The sequence below is a fragment of the Stenotrophomonas sp. 1337 genome (assembly GCF_031455455.1).
In the GTDB taxonomy this organism is placed as follows: domain Bacteria; phylum Pseudomonadota; class Gammaproteobacteria; order Xanthomonadales; family Xanthomonadaceae; genus Stenotrophomonas; species Stenotrophomonas indicatrix.
The window spans coordinates 240,909-264,897 of sequence record NZ_JAVDSR010000005.1; the positions used below are offsets into that span (position 1 = coordinate 240,909).

Here is a 23,989-nt window from a genome sequence, read left to right on the forward strand (position 1 = left end):
TTACTGCGGCGGTTGCGGCAGTCTGGGCCCCATGAAGAAATTTACTGCACTCGCAATCCTGCTGGTCATGGCCTTGGCGGCCTGGTGGTTCGGCGGCCCCTACCTGACCGTGCATGGCCTGTCCAAGGCCATCGAACAACGGGACACCGCCCGTCTGGAGCGCTACGTGGATTTCCCACGCGTGCGTACCAGCCTGCGCGCCCAGCTCAATGACTACCTGGTGCGCCAGGCCGGCCCCGAGGTGGCTGCCAGTCCCTTCGGTGCCCTGCTGTACGGGTTGGGCGACCAACTGGGTGGCGCCGCGGTGGACACGATGGTCACCCCCACCGGCATCGGTGCGATGTTGCAGGGCCACGTCCTGTGGAAGCGCGGCCGCAACGAACTGCAGGGCGGCGAGGCCTTGGGTGCAACCGAGCCGGCGCGACCGCTGAAGAACGCCGAACACCACTTCGAAGCCCTGGATCGCTTCGTGGTCGACGTCGATCGCGGGCCCGGCCAGCCACCGTTGAAGGTAGTGCTGGAACCGCAGGGCCTGCGCTGGAAGGTGGTGGACCTGCAGCTGGGGATGTCAGGCAGCCCGTAACCGGTAGCGCCGGGCCATGCCCGGCGTTTCCATGGGCGCCGCTGCGCTCGCCGGGCATGGCCCGGCGCTGCCACCTCACCCTTCGTTGGCGACACCATGCGGCACGTGGCCGGCGGCTACGTGTTCACGCGCACTGTCGATGTTGTGCTGCGAATCGTCAAAGAAGATGTCGGCACCGAATGCCTGCAGGAACGGGCCCTTATGCCGCCCCCCAAGGAACAGCGCCTCGTCCAGGCGCACACCCCATTCGCGCAGGGTACGGATCACCCGCTCATGCGCCGGTGCAGAACGTGCGGTCACCAGCGCCGTGCGGATGGGCGCGCTGTCGCCGGCCGGGAACACTTCCTGCAGCGTGTGCAGCGCTGAGAGGAAGCCGCGGAACGGACCGCCACTGAGTGGCTCGCGTGCACGCTCGCGTTCGTGCCGGCCAAAGGCTTCCACGCCCTGCTCGCGCGAAATGCGCTCGCTCTCGTCCCCGAAGATCACCGCATCACCATCGAAAGCGATGCGCAGCTGCCCGGCCGGGCGGGTGATGTCGATCTGGTCGGCGGCAGCGGCAGCGGTCTCACCCGGCGGCTTGGGCAGGATGGTCGCCGCGGCGATGCCATGGCGAAGCGCGCTGCGCACCGATTCCGGATTGGCCGACAGGAACAGGTCGGTGCCGAACGGCTTCACGTACGGCCAGGTCGGCTCACCGGCGGTGAAGGTCGCGCGGATGATGCCCAGCCCGTAGTGCTGGATGGAATTGAAGATGCGCAGGCCGGTATCGGCCGAGTTGCGTGACAGCAGGATCACTTCCACGCGCGGGTTCTCGGGACTGGCGCCCTGGTTCAGCGCCAGCAGCTTGCGCACCACCGGGAAGGCCACGCCCGGCCCGAGGATGTCGTCCTCGTGCTGGCGCTGGTACTCGGCATAGGCGGCCACGCCATCGCTTTCGAACAGCGCATGGCTTTCTTCCAGGTCGAACAGCGCACGCGAGGTCACCGCGACGGTCAGCAAACGGGGGGAGTTGTCGCCCATCGGTGGGGTCCTTCAAGCGGTCGGCAGTGCCGGCCGCCTATTGTCGTCAAAAAACGAACTGTTCGCTCAGGATCCGGTCTTCGAGGTTGTGCTCCGGGTCGAACAGCAGGGTCACCCGGTGCTCGCGCGACTCACGGATCGTCACTTCGACCACATCGCGGGTCTCGTGCGAATCGGCGGTGACGCTGACCGGACGCTTGTAGGGATCGAGCACGCGGAAGCGCACTTCGGTGTCGGCCTTGAGGATGGCGCCGCGCCAGCGCCGCGGGCGATACGGGGCCAGCGGCGTCAGGGCGATGGTGTGCGAGCCCAACGGCAGCACCGGCCCATGTGCGGAATAGTTGTAGGCGGTGCTTCCGGCCGGGGTGGCCACCAGCACGCCATCGCCGATCAGTTCGCCCACCCGCTCCTGGCCATTGAGGTCGATGCCGATATGCGCCGCCTGCCGGGTCTGGCGCAGCAGCGAGACGTCGTTGTAGGCCAGCGACCCGGTGGTGGTACCCGATTCGGTCAGCGCCATCATTTCCAGCGGGCGCAGGTGGGCCGGCTCGGCACGGGCGATACGCGCATGCACGTCGTCGTCGCCGCGGTACTGGTTCATCAGGAAACCCACCGTGCCCAGCTTCATCCCGAATACCGGCCTGCCCAGGTGTCCGTGACGATGCAGGGTCTGCAGCATGAAGCCATCGCCGCCGAGCGGGCACAGCACGTCGGCCTGGTCCGGGGCGTGGTCGCCATAGCGCGAGACCATCGCCGCACGGGCCATCTGTGCAGGTTCGGTGGTACTGGCCAGGAAAGCGATGCGGGGGGTGTCGCTCATCGGTGGATCCGGGGGAAGGCTCGGTGGAGAGCATAACCGAGCGCCGCTGCGCTCGCCGGGCATGGCCCGGCGCTACCTGCTCCGCCGTACATCGGTAGCGCCGGGCCATGCCCGGCGGTCGTCCGCAAGAAAAAACGGCCCCGCTTTCGCGGGGCCGTTCCGGTTCACGCATGCCAGGCGTGGCCTGGCACTACATCACTTACGCGCCGTGGGCAGCGAGCTGACCCAGGCGCTGCACCGCGACCGAAACGGTCGGGTAGTCGAGGGTCTTCTGCTCGGCCAGTTCGGCCAGCATCGCCAGCGTGAAGCGCAGGCTGCTGTCGTCTCGACCGATCCACGCGGCCACCTTGGCTTCAGCGGTGCTGCCCTTGGTGGCCAGCACCTGGCCGGCCAGGCTGCGGTGGTGTGCGGCCAGTTCGTCGCGCAGCACGCCACGTGCCACCGCGTGCCAGCGGCCGTTGACCTCCAGCGCGTCGATCTGCTCGAACAGCCACGGCAGCTGCAGGGCGTCGCCCAGGCGGAAGTGGATCTTGGAGACATCCACCGGCTTCAGCTTGCGGGTACGGGCCAGTTCGATGATGTCGAACGCCGGTTCCAGGAAGTGCAGTTCGGCCAGCTGCTGTGCCAGCGCCGATGGCAGGCCCTTTTCCTTCCACTCGGCCACCAGGGCTTCGTAGGTCGGACGCTGCGAATCCGGCAGCACACCCGAAGCAACACGGATGTCGTTGAACGGACCCTGGTAGCGGTTGACCGCCTCGGTGATGCCCGGCATCGGGCCCGGGCGCGACAGCAGCCAGCGTACGAACGAACGCTGCAGCTTCCAGATCACTTCCAGCGCGTCGATCTGCACCGACTCCGGCAGCGTGCCATCAAGAGCGTCGATCTGTGCCCACAGCGCGCGTGCGTCCAGCGTTTCGCGGCTGATGGTGTAGGCCTTGGCGACCTCGGCAATGGAGCGGCCGGTGTCTTCCTGCATGCGCATCAGGAAGGTGGCGCCCATGCGGTTGATGGTCTGGTTGGTCACGGCCGTGGCGATGATTTCGCGCTTCAGGCGGTGACGCTCCATCGCGTCGGCGTACTTCTTCTGCAGCGGCGTCGGGAAGTAGCGCTGCAGTTCCTTGGACAGGTACGGATCTTCCGGGATGTCCGAATCCAGCAGCTGCGCGAACGCCACCAGCTTGGAATAGGACAGCAGCACCGACAGTTCCGGACGGGTCAGGCCCTGGCCGCGTGCCTTGCGCTGGGACAGCTCGGCGTCGGACGGCAGGAACTCGATCTGGCGATCCAGCAGGCCCTGCTGTTCCAGGGTACGGATGAAGTGCTGCTTGGACCCCAGGCGCTTGACCGCCATCCGCTCCATCAGGCTCAGGGCCTGGTTCTGGCGGTAGTTGTCGTTGAGCACCAGCGCGGCGACTTCGTCCGTCATCGACGCCAGCAGCTTGTTGCGCTGCTCGACGGTCAGCTTCTTGGCCCGCACCACATCGTTGAGCAGGATCTTGATGTTGACTTCGTGGTCGGAGGTATCCACACCGGCCGAGTTGTCGATGAAGTCGGTGTTGAGCAGCACGCCGGCCTGGGCAGCTTCGATGCGGCCCAGCTGGGTCATGCCCAGGTTGCCGCCCTCGCCCACCACCTTGCAGCGCAGCTCGCCACCATTCACGCGCAGGGCGTTGTTGGCGCGGTCGCCGACATCGCTGTGCTGCTCGCTGGCGGCCTTGACGTAGGTACCGATGCCGCCGTTCCACAGCAGGTCGACCGGTGCCTTCAGGATCGCGCTCATCAGATCGTTCGGCGACAGCGCCTTGACGTTCTCGTCCAGGCCCAGCGCTTCACGCACCTGCGGGGTGATCTCGATCGACTTCAGGCTGCGCGGATACACGCCGCCGCCCTTGCTGATCAGCTTGGCATCGTAGTCCGCCCAGCTCGAACGCGGCACGGTGAACAGACGCTCACGTTCGACGAACGTGGTCGCTGCATCCGGGTTCGGGTCCAGGAAGATGTGGCGGTGGTCGAACGCAGCGACCAGGCGGATGTGGCGAGACAGCAGCATGCCGTTGCCGAACACGTCGCCGGACATGTCGCCGACGCCAACCGCGGTGAAGTCCTGGGTCTGGCTGTCACGGCCCAGTGCACGGAAGTGGCGCTTGACCGACTCCCATGCGCCGCGCGCGGTGATGCCCATGCCCTTGTGGTCGTAACCGACCGAACCGCCGGAGGCGAACGCATCGCCCATCCAGAAGCCGTGCGCGATGGCCAGGCCGTTGGCGATGTCGGAGAAGGTCGCGGTGCCCTTGTCGGCGGCCACCACCAGGTACGGATCGTCCATGTCATGGCGCACGACATCCACCGGCGGCACGATCTTGTTGTTGACGATGTTGTCGGTGATGTCCAGCAGGCCCTGGATGAACAGCTTGTAGCAGGCCACGCCGTTGGCGAAGATCGCATCGCGATCGCCGTTCACCGGCGGCATCTTGGCGAAGAAGCCGCCCTTCGCGCCGACCGGCACGATGACGGTGTTCTTGACCATCTGCGCCTTGACCAGGCCCAGCACTTCGGTACGGAAGTCTTCGCGGCGATCCGACCAGCGCAGGCCTCCACGGGCGACGGCACCGAAGCGCAGGTGGGTACCTTCCACGCGCGGGCCATACACGAAGATTTCGCGGTACGGGCGCGGCTTGGGCAGGTCCGGCACCAAGGCCGAATCGAACTTGAAGCTGATGACATGGCCGTGCTGGCCATTGGCATCGGTCTGGTAGTAGCTGGTGCGCAGGGTCGCATCGATCACGCCCATGAAGGAACGCAGGATACGGTCCTCGTCCAGGCTCGACACGCGGTCCATCAGCTTAAGCAGCGCTTCGCGCGCGGCCTGCATCTGCGCATCGCGGTCACCCTTGCGGGCGTCGACCACGGTCTTGAGCACCTTCAGGGTTGCCTCGTCGCCGGCAGCCAGCACCTCAAGGTGGGCTTTCAGCTGCGCCTGGCCGGCGGCGATGTCTTCCTTGCTTTCATGGCCGGTGGCCGGATCGAAGCGGGCTTCGAACAGTTCCACCAGCAGGCGTGCCAGCAACGGGTAGCGGGTGAAGGTGCCTTCGACGTAAGCCTGCGAGAACGGCACGCCGGTCTGCAGCAGGTACTTGCAGTAGCCACGCAGCATGGCGACCTGGCGCCAGTGCAGGCCGGCAGCCAGCACCAGGCGGTTGAAGCCATCGTTCTCGGCATCGCCGTGCCAGACGCGGGCAAAGGTCTCACCGAAGGCTTCATCGACGCTGGCCGCATCGATCGCACCGGCAGTCGACTCGACCTCAAAGTCCTGCACGTACACCGGCGCGTTGTCCACCGACAGGCGGTACGGGCGCTCGGCGATCACGCGCAGGCCCATGTTTTCCATCATCGGCAGCGCGTCCGACAGCGGGATGTCATCCAGCTGGCGATACAGCTTCAGGCGCAGGCCATCGCCGGATTCGCGCGGCACGGCCTGCAGGCTCAGGCGCAGGTCGTCCGGACCGGTCAGCGCATCGAGCTGGCTGACATCGTTGGCGGCAACGGCGGTGCTGTTGTCTTCGATGTAACCGGCCGGCAGCGCCTTGCCGATACGCGCAGCGATGCGCAGGCCTTCGGCTTCGCCATGGCGGGTGACCAGCGCTTCGCGCAGGTCGTCCTGCCAGTTGCGCAGCACCTGGGCCAGCTTCTGTTCCAGTTCGGCGGTGTCGACATCGAGCATTTCGCCCGGCTTCGGACGCACGATCAGGTGCACCTGGGCCAGCGGCGATTCACCCAGCACCACCGAGCTGTCCACGTACTCGCCGTGCAGCGCTTCCTTGAGCATCGCTTCGATGCGCAGGCGCACGTCGGTGTTGAAACGCTCGCGCGGCAGGTAGACCAGCGCGGAAATGAAACGGCTGTACTTGTCGCGGCGCAGGAACAGGCGGCTGCGCACGCGCTCCTGCAGACCCAGCACGCCCATCGCGGTGCGGAACAGTTCGTCCTCGCTGGACTGGAACAGTTCTTCGCGCGGCAGGGTTTCCAGGATGTGGCGCAGGGCCTTGCCGCTATGGCTGGAGCCGGCCAGGCCGGACTGCTTCATCACGTGTTCGTAGCGCTGGCGCACCAGCGGGATTTCCCACGGGCGGCGGTTGTAGGCGCTGGAGGTGAACAGGCCGAGGAAGCGCTGTTCGCCGATGATCCTGCCCTTGGCGTCGAATTCCAGCACGCCGATGTAATCCATGTAACCGGCACGATGCACGCGCGAACGGGCATTGGTCTTGGTCAGGATCAGCGCGTCCTTCAGCCCGGACGTGGTGTTCAGGCCCTGCGCGGCCAGGGTCTTGACCGGACGTGCAGCGGACTTGTCCTTGCCGCGCATCAGGCCCAGGCCGGTATCGTTCAGCGGCGCCAGCACGTCTTCCTTGCCCTGCTTCTCGACGCGGTACTCGCGGTAGCCGAAGAAGGTGAAGTGGTTGTCGGCGGCCCAGCGCAGGAATTCCTGTGCTTCCTTGCGCGAGGCAGCGTCGACCGGCAGCTGGCGGCTGCCAAGGTCGTCGGCCAGCGCCAGCGCCTTGTCCTGCATCGGCTGCCAGTCGCGCACGATGGCGCGCACTTCATCCAGCGCCTTGTTGATGGCCTGCTCGATGTCTGCCATGGCTTCGGCCGGCTGGCGGTCGATCTCCAGCAGCATCACCGATTCCAGCTGGCCCTCGCCGACCTTGGTCAGCTTGCCGGCCTTGTCACGGGTGAAATGCAGCACCGGGTGGCCCAGCACATGCACGCCCACGCCATGCTCGGCCAGCGACATGGTCACGGTGTCGACCAGGAACGGCATGTCGTCGTTGATGATCTGCAGCACGGTGTGCGGCGATTCCCAACCGTTGGCCTTCGCCGTCGGATTGAACACGCGGACATTGGCCTTGCCGGCCTTGCGGGCACGGGCGAACTCCAGCGTTTCGGCTGCGAGCGCGGCCCACTCCTCAGCGCTGTGATGGGGGAACTCGTCGGCCTCCATGCGCTTGTAGAAATCGGCTGCGAATGCCACTGCCTCGGCCTGGGCGGCCGCGGGGTAACGCTTGCGCAAGGCCGTGTACACCGGCTCCAGGGAGAAACCAGCGGTCACTGCGACCTCCGACTCAACTGGTTTGCTTTTGTTTTTCACGGTCTTGGCTGCGGTTTTTTGCGGTTTCATGGCAGAGCGGCGCGCTTGCTCAGTTGGGAAAATGAAATTGTAGCCCTACCGCACGAAAAGGCCTTGCTGCAGGACGGAATAACCAGATTCGGGTTTGCTGCGGTTTAGACGCCCTATTCAGTTCGCACCGGTATGGGCATCGCAGTCGCACAGCGTTGCCGACAGGATCGGCAAAACGTGTTACCGGAAGACACATGCGGCAACATCGGCGCGATTCCACAATCCTGAACTGGACGGTATAGTCCACCGCGTGAATCCGGCCTACCTTCCTGTCGCCCTCGACGCGCGTGATGAGCGCGTGTTCGACGCCGTGCGCGAACTGCTTGCCCGACAGGGCATGCAGATGAGCATGGACGCGGTCGCCCAGCATGCAGGTTGCTCGAAGCAGACCCTGTACTCGCGCTACGGCAACAAGCAGGCCCTGCTGCGGCGGGTCATGCAGCGCCACGTCGGCCACGCCACCGGAGCCATGCTGCGTGCACTCCGCGGTGACGACCTGCGTGGCAGCCTGCTGCAGTTCGCCACCGACTTCCTGGAGCACTTCAACCAGCCCCACGTCGGCCAGGCCTGCCGCCTGATCGCCGCCGATGCAGCACAGTTTCCCGAAGAGGCGCGTACGCTGTACCGGCATGGCGCCGGCGCGTTGACACTTCATCTTGCTGAATGGATTGAAACCGTTTGCAGTCGCGGGCTGCTGCGGCATGACGACCCGCACTTCATGGCCGAACTGCTGCTGAGCATGATTGCCGGTCAGGATTTCGACAAACAGCGCTTCCATACCCCCCATCGTGATGACGCTGCATTGCGTCGGCGCTGGGCAGAGTTCTCCGTCGATGGCTTCCTGCGCGCGTTCGCGCCGCAGCCCTCGCCGGCCCCGTCTTCAAACCAACCCCGGAGTTCCTCCTGATGACCGCCCCACTCCGCACCCTTGCCTTGACGTGCGCCGTTGCTGTCGCCGTAGCTGCCTGCAAGAAGCCGGAACAGCCGACGCCCCCACCGCCGGAGGTGGGCGTGATCGACGCCAAGCCGCAGACCCTGCCGCTGCAGCGCGAGCTGGTCGGTCGCCTGTCGCCGTTCCGCAGCGCCGATGTGCGCGCCCGCGTGCCCGGCGTGCTGCTCAAGCGCGTCTATCAGGAAGGCAGCGAGGTCAAGCAGGGCCAGACCCTGTTCCTGATCGACCCGGCGCCGCTGCGCGCCTCGCTCAACGCCTCCGAGGCCCGGCTGGCTTCGGCCCGCGCGACCTACGCCAACGCCAAGGTCGCCGCTGACCGCGCCCGTTCGCTGGCGCCGCAGAAGTTCGTGTCCAAGGCAGACCTGGACAACGCCGAGTCGGCCGAGCGCACCGCGCTGGCTGCGGTCAAGCAGGCCGAAGCCACCGTCACGTCCTCGCGCATCAGCCTGGGCTACACCGAAGTCACCGCCCCGATCAGTGGCGTGGCCAACAAGCAGCAGGTCACCGAAGGCGCGCTGGTCGGCCAGGGCGATGTGACCCTGCTGACCACCGTGGACCAGCTCGACCCGCTGTACGTGAACTTCTCGCTGAGCGTGGATGAACTGACCCAGCTGCGTGCGCAGCAGGCCAAGGGCACCCTGGCCCTGTCCGGCGACGGCAAGGCCACGGTCAACGTCAAGCTGGCCGACGGCAGCACCTACAGCGAGCCGGGCACGCTGGACTTCTCCTCGACCACGGTCGACCCGGCCACCGGCGCGGTGTCGCTGCGCGCGGTGCTGCCGAACCCGCAGAAGATCCTGCTGCCGGGCGCCTTCGTCAGCTTCCAGGCCAACCTGGGCGAGCGCAACAATGCCTACCTGGTGCCGCAGCAGGCCCTGCTGCGTGACACCAACGGCGGCTATGTGATGGTGGTGGGTGCCGACGGCAAGGTCGTCCGCAAGAACGTCAAGACCGACGGCGCGCAGAACGGCAACTGGCTGGTCAGCGAGGGCCTGGCCGCGGGTGACAAGGTGGTCGTCGCCGGCGTGCAGAAGGTCAAGGAAGGCACGCCGGCCACGGCCAAGCCGTGGACCCCGGGCCAGGACGCCAACGGCAAGCCTGCCGCCGGCGGTGCTGCTCCGGGCGCGCCTGCCGCAGCTCCGGCCGACGCCAAGGCACCGGCCAAGGCTGACCAGGCCGACAAGGCCGAGCCGGCCGCCACCGAATCGAACAAGCAGTAACGGGACCTTCCGTCATGCCTAAATTTTTCATCGAACATCCAGTCTTCGCCTGGGTGGTGGCGATCCTGATCTCGCTCAGCGGCGTGATCGCGATCCTCAACCTCGGCGTGGAGTCCTACCCCAACATCGCCCCGCCGCAGGTGACCGTCTCGGCCACCTACCCGGGCGCAAGTGCGGATACCACGGAGAAATCGGTCACCCAGGTGATCGAGCAGCAGCTGACCGGCATCGATCACCTGCTGTACTTCAGCTCCTCATCGGCCTCCAACGGCCGCGCCTCGATCACCCTGACCTTCGAGACCGGTACCGATCCGGACATCGCCCAGGTGCAGGTGCAGAACAAGGTCTCGCTGGCCACGCCGCGACTGCCTTCGGAAGTCACCCAGCAGGGTGTGGTGGTGGCCAAGGCCAACGCCGGCTTCCTGATGGTGGTGGCGCTGCAGTCCGATACGCCGACGATCAACCGTGACGCACTGAACGACATCGTCGGTTCGCGCGTGCTCGACCAGGTCTCGCGCATCCCCGGCGTCGGCAGCACCCAGCAGTTCGGTTCCGAGTACGCCATGAACATCTGGCTCAACCCGGAAAAGATGCAGGGCTATGGCCTGTCGGCCAGCCAGGTGCTGGCGGCAGTACGCGCGCAGAACGTGCAGTTCGCCGCCGGTGCGCTGGGCTCCGACCCGTCGCCGGAAGGCCAGCACTTCACCGCCACGGTGTCGGCCGAAGGCCGCTTCAGCTCGCCGCAGGAGTTCGAGAACATCATCCTGCGCGCCAATGCCGATGGCTCGCGCGTGCTGCTGAAGGACATCGCCCGCGTCGCCTTCGGTGCCAACAACTACGGCTTCGATACCCAGTACAACGGCAAGCCCACCGGCGCCTTCGCCATCCAGCTGCTGCCGGGCGCCAACGCCCTGAACGTGGCCGAGGCGGTGCGCGGCAAGATGGACGAGCTGCAGCCCAGCTTCCCGGCCGGCGTCACCTGGTTCTCGCCGTATGACAGCACCACCTTCGTCAAGATCTCGATCCAGGAAGTGGTCAAGACCCTGTTCGAAGCGGTGTTGCTGGTGTTCCTGGTGATGCTGATCTTCCTGCAGAACTTCCGCGCCACCCTGATCCCGACCCTGGTCATCCCGGTGGCCCTGCTGGGTACGTTCCTGGGCATGTGGATGATCGGCTTCACGATCAACCAGCTGACCTTGTTTGCGATGGTGCTGGCGATCGGCATCGTGGTCGATGACGCGATCGTGGTGATCGAGAACGTCGAACGCATCATGACCGAGGAAGGCCTGGCGCCGAAGCCGGCCACGCAGAAGGCGATGACCCAGATCACCGGCGCGGTGGTGGCCATCACCGTCGTGCTGGCGGCGGTGTTCATCCCCTCCGCCCTGCAGGGCGGTGCGGCCGGTGAGATCTACAAGCAGTTCGCCCTGACCATCGCCATCTCGATGGCGTTCTCGGCGTTCCTGGCGCTGGGCTTCACCCCGGCACTGTGCGCGACGTTCCTCAAGCCGACGCACAACGACAACCCGAACATCGTCTACCGCACCTTCAACAAGTACTACGACAAGATCAGCCACACCTATGTGGGCCACATCACCTCGGCGGTGCGCCATGCACCACGCTGGATGATCCTGTTCGTGGTGCTGACCGCGCTGTGCGGTTTCCTGTTCACCCGCATGCCGGGCAGCTTCCTGCCTGAGGAAGACCAGGGCTATGCACTGGCGATCGTGCAGTTGCCGCCGGGCTCGACCAAGAGCCAGACCAACGAAGCGTTCGCACAGATGCGCGGCATCCTGGAAAAGCAGGATGGCTATGAAGGCATGCTGCAGGTGGCCGGCTTCAGCTTCGTCGGCTCCGGCGAGAACGTGGGCATGGGCTTCATCCGCCTGAAGCCGTGGGAAGAGCGCAAGTTCACTGCTCCGGAATTCATCCAGAACATGAACGGCGCGTTCTACGGCATCAAGGAAGCGCAGATCTTCGTGGTCAACCTGCCGACCGTGCAGGGCCTTGGCCAGTTCGGTGGCTTCGACATGTGGCTGCAGGACCGCAGCGGCGCCGGTTACGAGCAGCTGACCCAGGCCCGCAACATCCTGCTCGGCCAGGCCGCGCAGAAGCCGGACCACCTGGTGGGCGTGCGCCCGAACGGCCTGGAAAACGCCCCGCAGCTGCAGCTGCACGTGGACCGCGTGCAGGCGCAGTCCATGGGCATGTCGGTGTCGGACGTGTACAGCACCATCCAGCTGATGCTGGCCCCGGTGTACGTCAACGACTTCTTCTACGAAGGCCGCATCAAGCGCGTGACCATGCAGGCTGATGGTCCGTACCGCACTGGCCAGGAATCGCTGAAGAGCTTCTACAGCCCGTCCAGCCTGACCACCAATGCCGATGGCACCAACGCGATGATTCCGTTGAGCACGGTGGTCAAGTCCGAATGGGTCTCGGCACCACCGTCGCTGAGCCGCTACAACGGCTACTCGGCGATCAACATCGTCGGCTCGCAGGCACCGGGCACCAGCTCGGGTGAAGCGATGCAGACCATGGAAGGCATCGTCAACGACGACCTGCCGGCGGGCTTCGGCTACGACTGGTCCGGCCTGTCCTACCAGGAAATCCTGGCAGGCAACGCCGCGACGCTGCTGCTGGTGCTGTCCATCGTGGTGGTGTTCCTGTGCCTGGCCGCGCTGTATGAAAGCTGGTCGATCCCGGTGGCGGTGCTGCTGGTGGTACCGCTTGGCGTTCTGGGCGCACTCGCCCTTTCGATGATGCGTGGCCTGCCGAACGATCTGTTCTTCAAGATCGGCCTGATCACGGTGATCGGCCTGGCCGCGAAGAACGCGATCCTGATCGTGGAGTTCGCGGTGGAGCAGCGTGCGGCGGGCAAGACCCTGCGCGATGCCACCATCGAAGCGGCGCGCTTGCGATTCCGCCCGATCCTGATGACGTCCTTCGCGTTCATCATGGGCGTCATCCCGATGGCGATCTCCACCGGTGCCGGCGCCAACTCGCGCCACGCCATCGGCACCGGCGTGATCGGCGGCATGCTGTTCGCCACCCTGCTCGGCCTGCTGATGATCCCGGTGTTCTTCGTGGTCGTGCGCCGCATGCTGGGCGACAAGCTGGATGAACCGTCGAAGGAATTCCTCGGCCGCCAGCGTGATGCGGAAAGCGCCCACCGCCCGGATCGTTGATCCGGCGGTAAATTGAAACGAGAAAGGCCCCGGAGCGATCCGGGGCCTTTTTCTTTGCTGCTTTTGAATCCATGCCAACCAAGGTTGGCATCTACCAAGCAGCGGCATGCCCGGTAGCCGCCAACCTTGGTTGGCGCTCTCCAGGGCGACGTGTCAGCGCAGCAGCGCGATCAGGGCGCACACCGCCACGAGGCCCAGCGCGGCCCATTGCATGGGCACGAAGAAGAAATGATGGGGTGCGGCCTCTCCCTCCTGCCGCGGCGCACGGTTGAGCCACAGGCCCAGCAGCACGTTCACTGCCGCACCGATGCCACCACCCAGCAGCACCTGCTGCAGCGGGATGTTGCCCTTGGCGCCCTCGTGCGGGAAGAAGTACGCCAGCAACAGGATGCCTGCGATCGGCGTCACCAGCGTCATGAAGCCCCAGCCGCGGTAGATCATGCGGTATCTCCAGAAAAAACGATCCGCATTGCAGCAGCATGCATCCTGGAAAGCCAGAGGGGCATGCCATCTGGGCACAACGCCATCCACGCATGGCGTGGATCTACTGCCGCGCCGCCATTGCAGCGGCGCGGCGCAGGAAAATCAACGCAGCCCGGTTTCGTTGCGGGCAATCACCAGGCGCTGGATTTCAGAGGTGCCTTCGTAGATCTCGGTGATCTTGGCATCACGGAAGTAGCGCTCCAGCGGCATTTCCTTGGAATAGCCCATGCCGCCATGGATCTGTACGGCCTGGTGGGTGATCCACATCGCCGCTTCCGAAGCGGTCAGCTTGGCGATGGCGGCCTCGTTGCTGAAGCGCTTGCCCTCGCCCTTCACCCATGCCGCACGCAGGGTCAGCAGCAGCGCCGCATCCAGCTTGCACTTCATGTCGGCAATCTTCGCCTGGGTCATCTGGAAGGTACCGATGGCCGCACCGAAGGCCTTGCGGTCCTTCACGTACTCCAGGGTCGCTTCATAGGCGGCACGCGCGATGCCGACCGCCTGCGAGGCAATGCCGATGCGGCCGGCGTCAAGCACGCCCATGGCGATCTTGAAGCCCTCGCCTTCCTGCCCCAGCACGTCTTCTGGCTGCGCCACGTAATCGTTGAACTCGATCTCGCAGGTAGCCGAGGCACGGATGCCCAGCTTCGGTTCGGTCTTGCCGCGGCCGAAACCGGCCTTGTCGGTGTCGATCATGAACGCGGTGATGCCACGCGCGCCCTTGTCCGGCTCGCTCATCGCGAACAGCACGATGTACTTGGCCACCGGGCCGGAAGTGATCCAGCTCTTCTTGCCATTGATGACATAGCTGCCGTCGGCCTGCTTGACCGCGCGGCAACGCATGGCAGTTGCGTCCGAGCCCGACTGTGGCTCGGTCAGCGCGAATGCACCGATGGCCTCGCCTTCGGCGATGGCGCGCACGTACTTCTGCTTCTGCGCTTCGCTGCCATGGGTCAGGATGCCGTTGCAGAACAGCGAATTGTTGACTGACATGATGGTCGAATGCGCAGCATCACCGGCGGCGACCTCCACCATCGCCAGCACGTACGCGATCGGGTCCATGCCCGCGCCACCGTATTCGGTCGGCACTTCGATGCCCATCAGGCCGTTTTCGCCCAGCAGGCGGATGTTGTCCAGCGGGAACTCACCGGTACGGTCATGGTGCTCCGCGCTCGGGGCGATCTTTTCCTGCGCGATCCGGCGCGCAACGTCCTGCAGCATCAACTGCTCTTCGGTAAAGCTGAAATCCACAACACCCTCCCGGGAAAATGGTTCGCCGATTGTACCGGGGGCCGGCCATCGGCGGCTGACTCGTGGGGAGCTGCGACTTGACCGGAAGGGGTGCCGTCGGCGAATATATCTCTATATCGCGATAGGTGGATACTTATGGATCTGGAAGACTGGTCGACCCGCCTGAAGGTGTTCGCCGATGCTACCCGCGTGCGCCTGCTGGCGCTGCTGGAGCAGGAAGAGCTGACCGTGGCCGAGCTTTCGGCCATCACCCGGTTGGCGCAGCCGCGGGTATCGACTCATCTGGCGCGCCTGAAGGAAGCCGGCCTTGTGCGCGACCGCCGTGCGGGCGTGTCGGCCTACTACCGCTTCGACGAAGCCCAGCTGGACCCGGCGCAGCGTGCATTGTGGCATGCCCTGAGCAACGGAAGCGACGACCCGTTGCTGCGCCAGGATGCTGAACGGGTAGCGGCGGTGCTCGCCCACCGCGCGGCCGACCAGAACTGGGCCGACAGCGTGGCCGGCGACATGGAGCGCCACTACTCCCCGGGCCGCACCTGGGAAGCGCTGGCGCGCACCGCGCTGCCATTGCTGGAAACCGGCGACGTGCTGGATATCGCCTCCGGCGACGGTGTGCTGGCCGAACTGGTCGCCCCGCACGCCAGGCGCTACATCTGCATCGATACCAGTGCGCGCGTGGTGGCCGCCGCCAGCGAACGCCTGCGCCGCCTGCCGAACGTGGAAGTCCGCGAGGGCGACATGCATGCCCTGCCCTTCAAGGACCGCAGCTTCGACCTGGTGGTGCTGATGCACGCCCTGACCTACGCCAGCAAACCGGCGCAGGCGGTCACCGAGGCCGCGCGCGTGCTGCGCCCGGGCGGTCGCCTGCTGCTGTGCAGCCTGGCCCGCCACGAGCACAAGGCCGCGGTCGATGCTTATGGCCATGTCAACCTCGGCTTCAGCGACAAGGAGCTGAAGAAGTTCGTCGACAAGGCCGGCCTGCAGGTCTCCAACCTGGAAACGGTCACCCGCGAAAAGCGCCCGCCGCATTTCGAAGTGATCTCGCTGATCGCCAACAAACCCTGAGGTCGACATGCCCGCATTGCCCTGGCTGCACCCGGAACGCGTGGAATCGCTGCTCGCTGCCCTGCGTGATCGGATCCTGATCATCGACGGCGCGATGGGAACGATGATCCAGCGCCACGGCCTGCAGGAAGAGGATTACCGGGGCGAGCGCTTCGCCGGCGGTTACGACCACGCCCATGGGCCCGGCTGCGACCACGGCGGCACACCCGAAGGCCACGACCTGAAGGGCAACAACGACCTGTTGCTGCTGACCCGGCCGGAGGTCATCGCCGGCATCCACACCGCCTACCTGGAAGCGGGCGCGGACCTGGTGGAAACCAACACCTTCAACGCCACCTCGGTCAGCCAGGCCGACTACCACCTCGAACACCTGGTGTACGAGCTGAACAAGGCGGGTGCGGCCGTCGCACGTGCCTGCTGCGATGCGGTGGCGGCCACCACACCGGACAAGCCGCGCTTCGTCATCGGCGTGCTCGGCCCGACCAGCCGCACCGCTTCGATCAGCCCGGACGTCAACGATCCCGGCTTCCGCAACACCAGTTTCGATGAGCTGCGCGGCACCTACCGCGAAGCCATCGATGGCCTGATCGATGGTGGCGCCGACACGATCATGGTCGAGACCATCTTCGATACGCTCAACGCCAAGGCTGCGCTGTACGCCATCGAGGAGGCCTTCGATGCACGTGGCGCGCGGCTGCCGATCATGATTTCCGGCACCATCACCGATGCTTCCGGGCGCACCCTGTCCGGACAGACCGCCGAGGCGTTCCAGGCGTCACTCGCGCATGCACGGCCGTTGTCGATCGGCCTGAACTGCGCACTCGGCGCCGATGCCATGCGTCCGCACGTGGAAACGCTGTCGCAGGTGTCGGACTGCTACGTCAGTGCCCATCCCAACGCCGGCCTGCCCAATGCATTCGGTGAGTACGACGAAACACCCGAGGAAATGGCCGCCACCCTGCGTGGCTTTGCCGAAGATGGCCTGCTCAACCTGGTCGGCGGCTGCTGTGGCTCCACGCCGGACCACATCCGCGCGATCGCGCTGGCGGTGGCCGGGCTGCCGCCCCGCGCCCTGCCTGCCGCCCAGGTGCAGGCGGCATGAACACCTCCACCCCCTCCCGCACGTCCCCCTGTTGCCGCTGAGTTGCCGCCGATCATGACGCCTGTCCGCCCTACCCGCCTGTCCGGCCTGGAACCGCTGGTCATCACCCCGGATCTGCTGTTCGTCAATGTCGGCGAACGCACCAACGTCACCGGCAGCGCGCAGTTCCGCAAGCTGATCAAGGAAGGCCGTTACGAAGAAGCGGTGGACGTGGCCCGGCAGCAGGTGGCCAGCGGCGCACAGATCCTCGACGTCAACATGGACGAGGGCCTGATCGATTCGGAAGCGGCGATGACCCGCTACCTCAACCTGATCATGTCCGAGCCGGACATCGCCCGCATCCCGGTAATGGTCGATTCCTCCAAGTGGAGCGTGATCGAGGCTGGCCTGAAGTGCCTGCAGGGCAAGAGCGTGGTCAATTCGATCTCGCTGAAGGAAGGCGAGGACCTGTTCCGCGAGCACGCGCGCAAAGTGCTGCGCTACGGTGCGGCCGCAGTGGTGATGGCCTTCGATGAGAGCGGGCAGGCCGACACCTGCGCACGCAAGGTTGAAATCTGCACCCGCGCCTATCGCCTGCTGGTCGATGAAATCGGCTTCCCGCCACAGGACATCATCTTCGACCCGAACATCTTCGCCGTCGCCACCGGCATTGAAGAGCATGACAACTACGCGGTCGACTTCATCGAAGCCACCCGCATCATCAAGCAGACGCTGCCGCACTGCCATGTGTCCGGCGGCGTGTCCAACGTTTCGTTCTCGTTCCGCGGCAACGAAACCGTGCGCCAGGCGATCCACTCGGTGTTCCTGTACCACGCGATCGCCGCGGGCATGGACATGGGCATCGTCAACGCCGGCGCCATGCCGATCTACGACGAGCTGGAGCCGGAACTGCGCGAGCGCGTGGAGGACGTGATCCTCAACCGCCGCTCTGATGCCACCGAGCGCCTGCTTGAAATCGCCGAGCGCTACAAGGGCAGCAAGGGCGCGGCGAAGACCGAAGACCTGGCCTGGCGTGAGAAGCCGGTGGACGCACGGTTGGCGCATGCGCTGGTGCATGGCCTGGATGCCTGGGTCGACGCCGATACCGAAGAAGCCCGGCAACGTTCCAGCCGCCCACTGGACGTCATTGAAGGCCCGCTGATGGCCGGCATGAACGTGGTCGGCGACCTGTTCGGTGCCGGCAAGATGTTCCTGCCGCAGGTGGTGAAATCGGCACGTGTGATGAAGAAGGCAGTGGCTTACCTGCTGCCCTACATCGAAGCCGAAAAGGCCCGCAGCGGCGACACCGCCAAGAGCAACGGCAAGATCATCATGGCCACGGTGAAGGGCGATGTGCACGACATCGGCAAGAACATCGTGGGCGTGGTGCTGGCCTGCAACAACTTCGAAGTGATCGATCTGGGCGTGATGGTGCCGGCGCAGAAGATCCTCGATGCCGCCCGCGAGCACCAGGCCGACATCATCGGCCTGTCCGGCCTGATCACGCCGTCACTGGAAGAAATGAGCCATGTCGCCCGTGAAATGCAGCGGCAGGGCTTTGACCTGCCACTGATGATCGGCGGCGCGACCACCTCGCGTGCGCACACCGCGCTGAAGATCGACCCGCACTACAAAGCCCCGACGGTCTGGGTGAAGGACGCCTCGCGCGCCGTGGGCGTGGCGCAGTCGCTGATCTCGCGCGAGCTGCGGGATGCGTTCGTCGCCGCCAACGAGGCGGACTACGCCGAGATCCGCACCCGCCACCGCAACCGCGGTGACGCCAAGCGCCTGGTGTCGCTGGAACATGCACGTGGCCAGAAGTTCCAGTGCGACTGGCAGGCGTACACGCCACCCGCACCGAAGCAGCCGGGCCTGCATGTATTCGATGACTACCCGCTGGCCGAGCTGGTGCCTTACATCGACTGGACGCCGTTCTTCCAGGCGTGGGAGCTGGCCGGCAAGTACCCGGCCATCCTCACCGATGAAATCGTCGGCACCCAGGCCAGCGAGCTGTACCAGGACGCGCGCGCGATGCTCGACCGCATCGTCAACGAGAAGTGGCTGCGGGCCAAGGCCGTGTTCGGCCTGTGGCCTGCCAACAGCATCGGTGACGACGTACGCGTGCAGCATCCCGATGGCGAGGCCACCCTGCACTTCCTGCGGCAACAGGTGGACAAGCCCGCCGAACGCCCGGATTTCTGCCTGGCCGATTTCATCGCCCCGGCCGACAGCGGCAAGCAGGACTGGATCGGCGCCTTCGCAGTGACCGCCGGCATCGGCATCGACGCGCACGTGGCCCGTTTCGAGGCCGACCACGACGACTACAACGCAATCCTGCTGAAGGCCCTCGCCGACCGCTTTGCCGAAGCCCTGGCCGAACGCCTGCACCAGCGCGTACGCACCGGATTCTGGGGGTACGACCACGCCGAAACGCTCGACAACGAAGCGCTGATCGACGAAAAGTACCGCGGCATCCGCCCCGCGCCCGGTTACCCCGCCTGCCCCGAGCACAGCGAAAAACGCCGGTTGTTCGACCTGCTGGGCGCGGAAACCAACGCTGGCATGCAACTGACCGAGAGCTTCGCGATGCTGCCGACCGCGGCGGTGTCGGGCTACTACTTCAGCCACCCGCAGAGCCAGTATTTCGTGGTCGGCCGCCTCGGTCGCGAGCAGGTCACCGACTACGCACGCCGCAAGGGCGTGGACCGTGCCCAGGCCGAACGCTGGCTGGCGTCCAACCTCGACTACGATCCGGAATGAAAAAAGGGGACGGAGGGGATTAAGTCGTACTTGGCACAAACGACTTAATCCCCTCCGTCCCCTTTTTGTCGGTGCTTACCAGACCAGGTCGTCGGGCACCTGGTACTGCGGGTCGGCGTAGGGATCGTCCTCGGCCGGTGCATTCGGGTCGACCTTCAACGCCACCGAAGCGGCGAACACCGCTTCAGACTGGGCCAGGACTTCAGCCGTCACCAGCAGGTAGCGACCGTTGAGCTGGACCACGCCCAGTTCACCGGCATTGAGTGCCTTGAGCTGCTCGGCGGTGACGTAGATGCGCTTGATCTTGCCACCGTACGGGAAGTGGCGCGCGATATCGGCCGCCTCAGCATTCAGGCTCTTGTCCTTCAGCAGTTCTTCCAGCTTCACCTTGGCCTCGCGGCGCTGGCGGGCTTCTTCCTGCTTCAGGCGCTCGGTCTCGATGCGCTCTTCCTTCTCCCGCTGCGCACGGATCGCGTAAGCCTTGGCCAGATCCATTTCCTCGGCGGTACGCGGCTTGCGCGGCCCCTGCCCGTGGCCCTGGCCACGCTGCTGGCCAGGCTTGCCCGGGCCGCCATTGCCATGCGCCCGCCGCTCGCCGGGTTTGTGTTCGCCCTTGCCAGCGTGCTGCGGCTTTCCATTGCCAGCGCCACCCTTGCCCTGCGGGCGGCCATCACGGCGGGGGGCATCATTCTTGCGCTCGGGCTTGGGCGCGGGCTTGAAGCCCAGGCCCATCAGCTGGTCGCGGAGGGTATCGCTCATAGGATATGGATCAGTAGTGCGGCGGCGGCGGTTCGCTCGCCGGATCAGAAGAATTCAATGCATTGCGGACCTTGCCCAGGTCTTCCAGCAGCACGCGCAGGATGCCGGCATTGCGGCTGCCTTCCATGCGCGCGTCTGCAAGTGCATCGCTCAGTTCGGCCAGCGCGTGTTCCTGGAAGGACACGCGCATCTCCAGCTCGACCAGGCGCGCTTCCAGCGCCTGCTCACGTTCGGTCGGTACTTCAGACATGCAGCGAACGCCCCCGGCCAATGCCGTAATACGCAAGGCCGGCGGCCTCGACTTCAGCCGGCTCGTACAGATTGCGGCCGTCGAACACCACCGCATCCTTCAGCCGCTCGCGCAGCATCTGGAAATCGGGGCTGCGGAACTGCTTCCACTCGGTCACCACGACCAGTGCATCGGCGCCCTGCAGCGCATCGTCGGCGCTGTCACAGAACACCAGATCGTCGCGCTCGCCGAAGATCCGCTGCGATTCATGCATCGCCTCCGGATCGTAGGCGCGCACTGTCGCACCGCCTTCCCACAACTGGGCCAGCAGGCGGCGGCTGGAGGCCTCGCGCATGTCATCGGTGTTCGGCTTGAACGCCAGGCCCCACACGGCGAATGTCCTGCCGCGCACGCCTTCGTCTTCGCCCTTGTCGTAGTGGCGCTGGATCAGGGCAAACAGGTGCCCCTTCTGCGATTCATTGACCGCCTCCACCGCGTTCAGCAGCTTCGGCTCCAGGCCGGCCTGCTGCGCGGTGCGCGCCAGTGCCTGCACGTCCTTGGGGAAACACGAACCGCCATAACCGGCACCCGGATAGATGAAGTGCCAGCCAATACGCGGATCCGAACCGATGCCCTGGCGGACCTGCTCGACGTCGGCGCCCACGCGCTCGGCGATGTTGGCGATTTCATTCATGAACGAAATCTTGGTTGCCAGCATTGCATTGGCGGCGTACTTGGTCAGCTCGGCCGAACGCACGTCCATCTCCACCACGCGATCGTGGTTGCGATTGAACGGTGCGTACAGGCGACGCATCACGGCGACCGACTCGGCGCTGGTCGCACCGATGATGATGCGGTCAGGCCGCATGCAGTCGGCAACGGCGTCGCCTTCCTTCAGGAATTCGGGGTTGGACACCACATCGAAGGCGATATCCGCCCCACGCGCCGCCAGCTCCTCGGCAATGGCCGCACGCACTTTGTCGGCGGTGCCTACCGGCACCGTCGACTTGTTGACCACCACGGTCGGCACCGAAATGTACCGACCGATGGTGCGGGCCACGGCCAGCACGTACTGCAGATCGGCGCTGCCATCCTCGTCCGGCGGCGTGCCCACGGCGATGAACACCACCTGGCCGTGGCCGATGGCGGTCGCCGCGTCGGTGGTGAACACCAACCGCGACGCGGCGTGGTTGGCCTTCACCATCGGCTCCAGGCCGGGCTCGTAGATCGGGATGATGCCCCGGTTGAGGCCATCCACCTTGGCCTGGTCGATATCGACGCAGACCACCTGGTGGCCAACGTCGGCCAGGCAGGTGCCGGTCACCAGACCTACGTAGCCGGTACCAAAAATCGCAACGCGCATATCCGTGCTGACTCCGTGTTGGCTTACGGCAGAACGCCCAGCAGCTCGACGTCGAAGGTCAGGGTGGAGTTCGGACCGATCGGACCACCCGGGGTGCCGTTCTCGCCGTATGCCAGTTCGCCCGGGATCCAGAAGCGGTACTTCGAGCCGACCGGCATCAGGGCCACGCCCTCGGTCCAGCCCTTGATGACCTGGTCCAGACCGAATTCGGCCGGGCCACGGCCCGCGGAACTGTCGAACACCGTGCCGTTGAGCAGCTTGCCTTCGTAGTTCACGCGCACCTTGCTGGAGGGCAACGGACGCTCGCCACTGCCCGGACGGATCACCTGGTACTGCAGGCCCGACGGGGTGGTCACCACGCCCGGCTGGGTCTTGTTCTTGGCCAGGAACGCGTTGCCTTCCTGACGGTTGGTCTGCGCTGCCTGTGCGGCCTTTGCCTGCATCTCGGCCTGCTTGGCACCCATGAACGACTGGATGGTGGCAGTGGCATCGGCTTCGCTCATCTTCGGCTGGCCCTTGCTCAGGCCAGTGTTGATCGCGTCAAACAGCGAAGCGGTATCGATATCGTCCTTCAGCTGTGCCAGCGACGGACCCACCGAATAAGCACCGATCATCTGCGCGACCTTGACCCGATCGACCTTCGCCGGCTGCGAGCCCGGCGCGACGCCCGGCACCTGCTGGCCGCTGCGGGCCATCACCACCTGGCGCAGGGCGGCATCGGTCGCCTTGGCCTGTTCCTGGGTGATCTGCGGCTGCAGGCCTTCGAAGGAACGCTCCACGGCAGTGCGCAGCGCGGCTGCATCGATTTCATCGGCGATCGGCGCGAACGACTTGGCCACATCCAGACCAATGGCGTAGCCGAGCTTCTGCTTGGGGGAATTCAAGGGTGCGGTCTCCTTGGCGGCCGAAGGAGCGGCCGGTTGTTGCGACAGGGCGACACCGGAGGTGCCCATCGCCAGAATCAGAACCGACGCCGCGGCGCCGCGCATTCCCATTTTCATTCGCTGCATTCCTGGAAGTGACTGGACGCCGACGTCGGCGCGAAAACACGTATTGTCGCACGCATGCCGTCGATGTCGAGGCATCCGTGCCGGCATTCAATGTGCGGCCGGTGCCGCCAGCGCCTTGTCGATGGCCGCTTTCAGCTGCGGATCATCCGGGGTGACCTTGCTGGCGAACTGGGCAATGACCGTGCCATCGCGTCCGACCAGATACTTGTGGAAATTCCAGGCCGGCGCCACGCCGGTGGCGGCGGTCAAGCGCTGATACAGCGGCGTAGCCTGCGCGCCGGTCACGTGCACCTTTTCGAACATCGGGAACTTCACACCATAGGTAAGCGTGCAGAAATCCTGGATCTGTTTTTCATCACCCGGCTCCTGCCCCTTGAAATCGTTGGACGGGAAGCCGAGCACGGCAAATCCCTTGCCGGCGTACTGCTTCTGCAGCGCTTCCAGACCCTCGTACTGCGGGGTATAGCCGCACTTGCTTGCCGTATTGACCACCAGCAGCACCTGCCCGTGGTAACGCTGCTGCAGGTTGACCTGCTGCTTGCCCGCCAGCGGCCGGTACGACAGATCCAGCAGATCGGCGGCCGAAGCGGCGGCCGACGTGGCCAGGCCTGCGGCCAGCAGGGTCAACAGGGACAGGCCGCGAAGGCGGCGCGAGGAGGCAGTCGACAAAGGCATGGGAGACGGTCCGCGGTAGCCATTCCAGGGGTCCGGCCGTGACCGGCCGGGAATCGGCCGAACTATAGCACCGGGGTCTGCACGTCTCTGGAGCGCATGCGTTGTCGCGCTTTGCACGGCGTGGCGGAAGCAGTCTGCCGCGCGTCCCAGCCCGCTGCTGATGACATAGCATGGACATGGCTGAATGGGAGGCCGACTGAAAACGCCCCTCCGCAGTTTCTCTTTTTCGATGCATATCAAGCGGTTGAACGAATATTGCGGTGCCGTGACCACCCCTGCCATCAGTTGGGTGGGGGCAGGACTTGCACACAGGCGTGCCGGTGTTATAGTTGCATACAACACCAGTCACCTGAG

At 65.5% G+C, this 23,989-nt stretch carries 17 protein-coding genes; 7 read left to right on the top strand and 10 right to left on the bottom strand.

Going from position 1 to position 23,989, the window contains the following annotated elements; genetic code table 11:
• Positions 1 to 31: 31 nt before the first annotated feature.
• The gene (locus J2X70_RS10045; protein ID WP_301866235.1) at positions 32 to 583 is read left to right on the top strand and encodes a DUF2939 domain-containing protein; all 552 of its coding nucleotides are present in this window, start codon (positions 32 to 34) and stop codon (positions 581 to 583) included.
• A 75-nt stretch (positions 584 to 658) separates the two neighbouring features.
• On the opposite strand, the gene J2X70_RS10050 is transcribed toward J2X70_RS10045, so the two are convergent.
• From J2X70_RS10050 to J2X70_RS10060, 3 genes are all read right to left on the bottom strand, one after another.
• A complete protein-coding gene (locus J2X70_RS10050; RefSeq protein ID WP_033831508.1) occupies positions 659 to 1,603 on the bottom strand; it encodes a 5'-nucleotidase in 945 nt (314 codons plus the stop codon).
• A gap of 46 nt (positions 1,604 to 1,649) precedes the next feature.
• The gene (locus J2X70_RS10055; RefSeq protein WP_025876850.1) at positions 1,650 to 2,423 is read right to left on the bottom strand and encodes an NAD kinase; all 774 of its coding nucleotides are present in this window, start codon (positions 2,421 to 2,423) and stop codon (positions 1,650 to 1,652) included.
• Between the two features lie 199 nt (positions 2,424 to 2,622).
• Complete coding sequence (locus tag J2X70_RS10060) at positions 2,623 to 7,599, bottom strand: NAD-glutamate dehydrogenase domain-containing protein (RefSeq protein WP_080148452.1); 4,977 nt, start codon at positions 7,597 to 7,599, stop codon at positions 2,623 to 2,625.
• A gap of 250 nt (positions 7,600 to 7,849) precedes the next feature.
• Here J2X70_RS10060 and J2X70_RS10065 point away from each other — a divergent pair, with 250 nt between their 5' ends.
• The 3 genes from J2X70_RS10065 to J2X70_RS10075 are packed head-to-tail and all read left to right on the top strand — an operon-like array spanning position 7,850 to position 12,959.
• Positions 7,850 to 8,506, top strand: a complete 657-nt coding sequence (locus J2X70_RS10065) for a TetR/AcrR family transcriptional regulator (protein WP_099784744.1) — start codon at positions 7,850 to 7,852, stop codon at positions 8,504 to 8,506.
• Complete coding sequence (locus J2X70_RS10070) at positions 8,506 to 9,771, top strand: efflux RND transporter periplasmic adaptor subunit (protein WP_309910190.1); 1,266 nt, start codon at positions 8,506 to 8,508, stop codon at positions 9,769 to 9,771. Before J2X70_RS10065 ends, J2X70_RS10070 begins: the two co-directional genes overlap by 1 nt.
• Positions 9,772 to 9,785: 14 nt before the next feature.
• Positions 9,786 to 12,959 carry a multidrug efflux RND transporter permease subunit gene (locus tag J2X70_RS10075; RefSeq protein ID WP_025876842.1) on the top strand — a complete coding sequence of 1,058 codons (3,174 nt, stop codon included), beginning with the start codon at positions 9,786 to 9,788 and terminating at the stop codon, positions 12,957 to 12,959.
• Positions 12,960 to 13,112: 153 nt separating this feature from the next.
• On the opposite strand, the gene J2X70_RS10080 is transcribed toward J2X70_RS10075, so the two are convergent.
• Positions 13,113 to 13,400 carry a hypothetical protein gene (locus tag J2X70_RS10080; protein ID WP_309910192.1) on the bottom strand — a complete coding sequence of 96 codons (288 nt, stop codon included), beginning with the start codon at positions 13,398 to 13,400 and terminating at the stop codon, positions 13,113 to 13,115.
• A 144-nt stretch (positions 13,401 to 13,544) separates the two neighbouring features.
• Complete coding sequence (locus J2X70_RS10085) at positions 13,545 to 14,693, bottom strand: acyl-CoA dehydrogenase family protein (RefSeq protein ID WP_025876838.1); 1,149 nt, start codon at positions 14,691 to 14,693, stop codon at positions 13,545 to 13,547.
• A gap of 135 nt (positions 14,694 to 14,828) precedes the next feature.
• Between J2X70_RS10085 and J2X70_RS10090 the strand changes: the two genes are divergently transcribed.
• The 3 genes from J2X70_RS10090 to metH are packed head-to-tail and all read left to right on the top strand — an operon-like array spanning position 14,829 to position 19,599.
• Positions 14,829 to 15,758, top strand: coding sequence for a metalloregulator ArsR/SmtB family transcription factor (locus J2X70_RS10090; RefSeq protein WP_032976312.1), 930 nt, complete (start codon positions 14,829 to 14,831; stop codon positions 15,756 to 15,758).
• Positions 15,759 to 15,765: 7 nt separating this feature from the next.
• Positions 15,766 to 16,860, top strand: a complete 1,095-nt coding sequence (locus J2X70_RS10095) for a homocysteine S-methyltransferase family protein (protein ID WP_059064614.1) — start codon at positions 15,766 to 15,768, stop codon at positions 16,858 to 16,860.
• Between the two features lie 54 nt (positions 16,861 to 16,914).
• Positions 16,915 to 19,599, top strand: a complete 2,685-nt coding sequence (metH, locus tag J2X70_RS10100; RefSeq protein ID WP_025876832.1) for a methionine synthase — start codon at positions 16,915 to 16,917, stop codon at positions 19,597 to 19,599.
• 75 nt (positions 19,600 to 19,674) lie between these two features.
• On the opposite strand, the gene J2X70_RS10105 is transcribed toward metH, so the two are convergent.
• The 5 genes from J2X70_RS10105 to J2X70_RS10125 form a co-directional block, all read right to left on the bottom strand.
• A complete protein-coding gene (locus tag J2X70_RS10105; RefSeq protein ID WP_032976315.1) occupies positions 19,675 to 20,358 on the bottom strand; it encodes a DUF2058 family protein in 684 nt (227 codons plus the stop codon).
• Between the two features lie 10 nt (positions 20,359 to 20,368).
• A complete protein-coding gene (locus tag J2X70_RS10110; protein WP_025876828.1) occupies positions 20,369 to 20,608 on the bottom strand; it encodes a SlyX family protein in 240 nt (79 codons plus the stop codon).
• Positions 20,601 to 21,950 (bottom strand): UDP-glucose/GDP-mannose dehydrogenase family protein, encoded by a 1,350-nt coding sequence (locus J2X70_RS10115; RefSeq protein ID WP_025876827.1) that lies wholly within the window; start codon positions 21,948 to 21,950, stop codon positions 20,601 to 20,603. Before J2X70_RS10115 ends, J2X70_RS10110 begins: the two co-directional genes overlap by 8 nt.
• Positions 21,951 to 21,973: 23 nt before the next feature.
• Positions 21,974 to 22,951 carry an FKBP-type peptidyl-prolyl cis-trans isomerase gene (locus J2X70_RS10120; protein WP_025876825.1) on the bottom strand — a complete coding sequence of 326 codons (978 nt, stop codon included), beginning with the start codon at positions 22,949 to 22,951 and terminating at the stop codon, positions 21,974 to 21,976.
• A gap of 96 nt (positions 22,952 to 23,047) precedes the next feature.
• Positions 23,048 to 23,635: a glutathione peroxidase gene (locus tag J2X70_RS10125; protein WP_025876823.1), complete on the bottom strand. Its 588-nt coding sequence runs from the start codon at positions 23,633 to 23,635 to the stop codon at positions 23,048 to 23,050.
• Between the last annotated feature and the right edge of the window lie 354 nt (positions 23,636 to 23,989).

Excerpts from the sequence above, each read along its gene's own strand:
- J2X70_RS10045 (WP_301866235.1), top strand. The coding sequence starts at position 32 with ATGAAGAAATTTACTGCACTCGCAATCCTGCTGGTCATGGCCTTGGCG.
- J2X70_RS10050 (WP_033831508.1), bottom strand. The coding sequence starts at position 1,603 with ATGGGCGACAACTCCCCCCGTTTGCTGACCGTCGCGGTGACCTCGCGT.
- J2X70_RS10055 (WP_025876850.1), bottom strand. The coding sequence starts at position 2,423 with ATGAGCGACACCCCCCGCATCGCTTTCCTGGCCAGTACCACCGAACCT.
- J2X70_RS10060 (WP_080148452.1), bottom strand. The coding sequence starts at position 7,599 with ATGAAACCGCAAAAAACCGCAGCCAAGACCGTGAAAAACAAAAGCAAA.
- J2X70_RS10070 (WP_309910190.1), top strand. The coding sequence starts at position 8,506 with ATGACCGCCCCACTCCGCACCCTTGCCTTGACGTGCGCCGTTGCTGTC.
- J2X70_RS10075 (WP_025876842.1), top strand. The coding sequence starts at position 9,786 with ATGCCTAAATTTTTCATCGAACATCCAGTCTTCGCCTGGGTGGTGGCG.
- J2X70_RS10080 (WP_309910192.1), bottom strand. The coding sequence starts at position 13,400 with ATGATCTACCGCGGCTGGGGCTTCATGACGCTGGTGACGCCGATCGCA.
- J2X70_RS10090 (WP_032976312.1), top strand. The coding sequence starts at position 14,829 with ATGGATCTGGAAGACTGGTCGACCCGCCTGAAGGTGTTCGCCGATGCT.
- J2X70_RS10095 (WP_059064614.1), top strand. The coding sequence starts at position 15,766 with ATGCCCGCATTGCCCTGGCTGCACCCGGAACGCGTGGAATCGCTGCTC.
- metH (WP_025876832.1), top strand. The coding sequence starts at position 16,915 with ATGACGCCTGTCCGCCCTACCCGCCTGTCCGGCCTGGAACCGCTGGTC.
- J2X70_RS10105 (WP_032976315.1), bottom strand. The coding sequence starts at position 20,358 with ATGAGCGATACCCTCCGCGACCAGCTGATGGGCCTGGGCTTCAAGCCC.
- J2X70_RS10110 (WP_025876828.1), bottom strand. The coding sequence starts at position 20,608 with ATGTCTGAAGTACCGACCGAACGTGAGCAGGCGCTGGAAGCGCGCCTG.
- J2X70_RS10115 (WP_025876827.1), bottom strand. The coding sequence starts at position 21,950 with ATGCGCGTTGCGATTTTTGGTACCGGCTACGTAGGTCTGGTGACCGGC.
- J2X70_RS10120 (WP_025876825.1), bottom strand. The coding sequence starts at position 22,951 with ATGAAAATGGGAATGCGCGGCGCCGCGGCGTCGGTTCTGATTCTGGCG.
- J2X70_RS10125 (WP_025876823.1), bottom strand. The coding sequence starts at position 23,635 with ATGCCTTTGTCGACTGCCTCCTCGCGCCGCCTTCGCGGCCTGTCCCTG.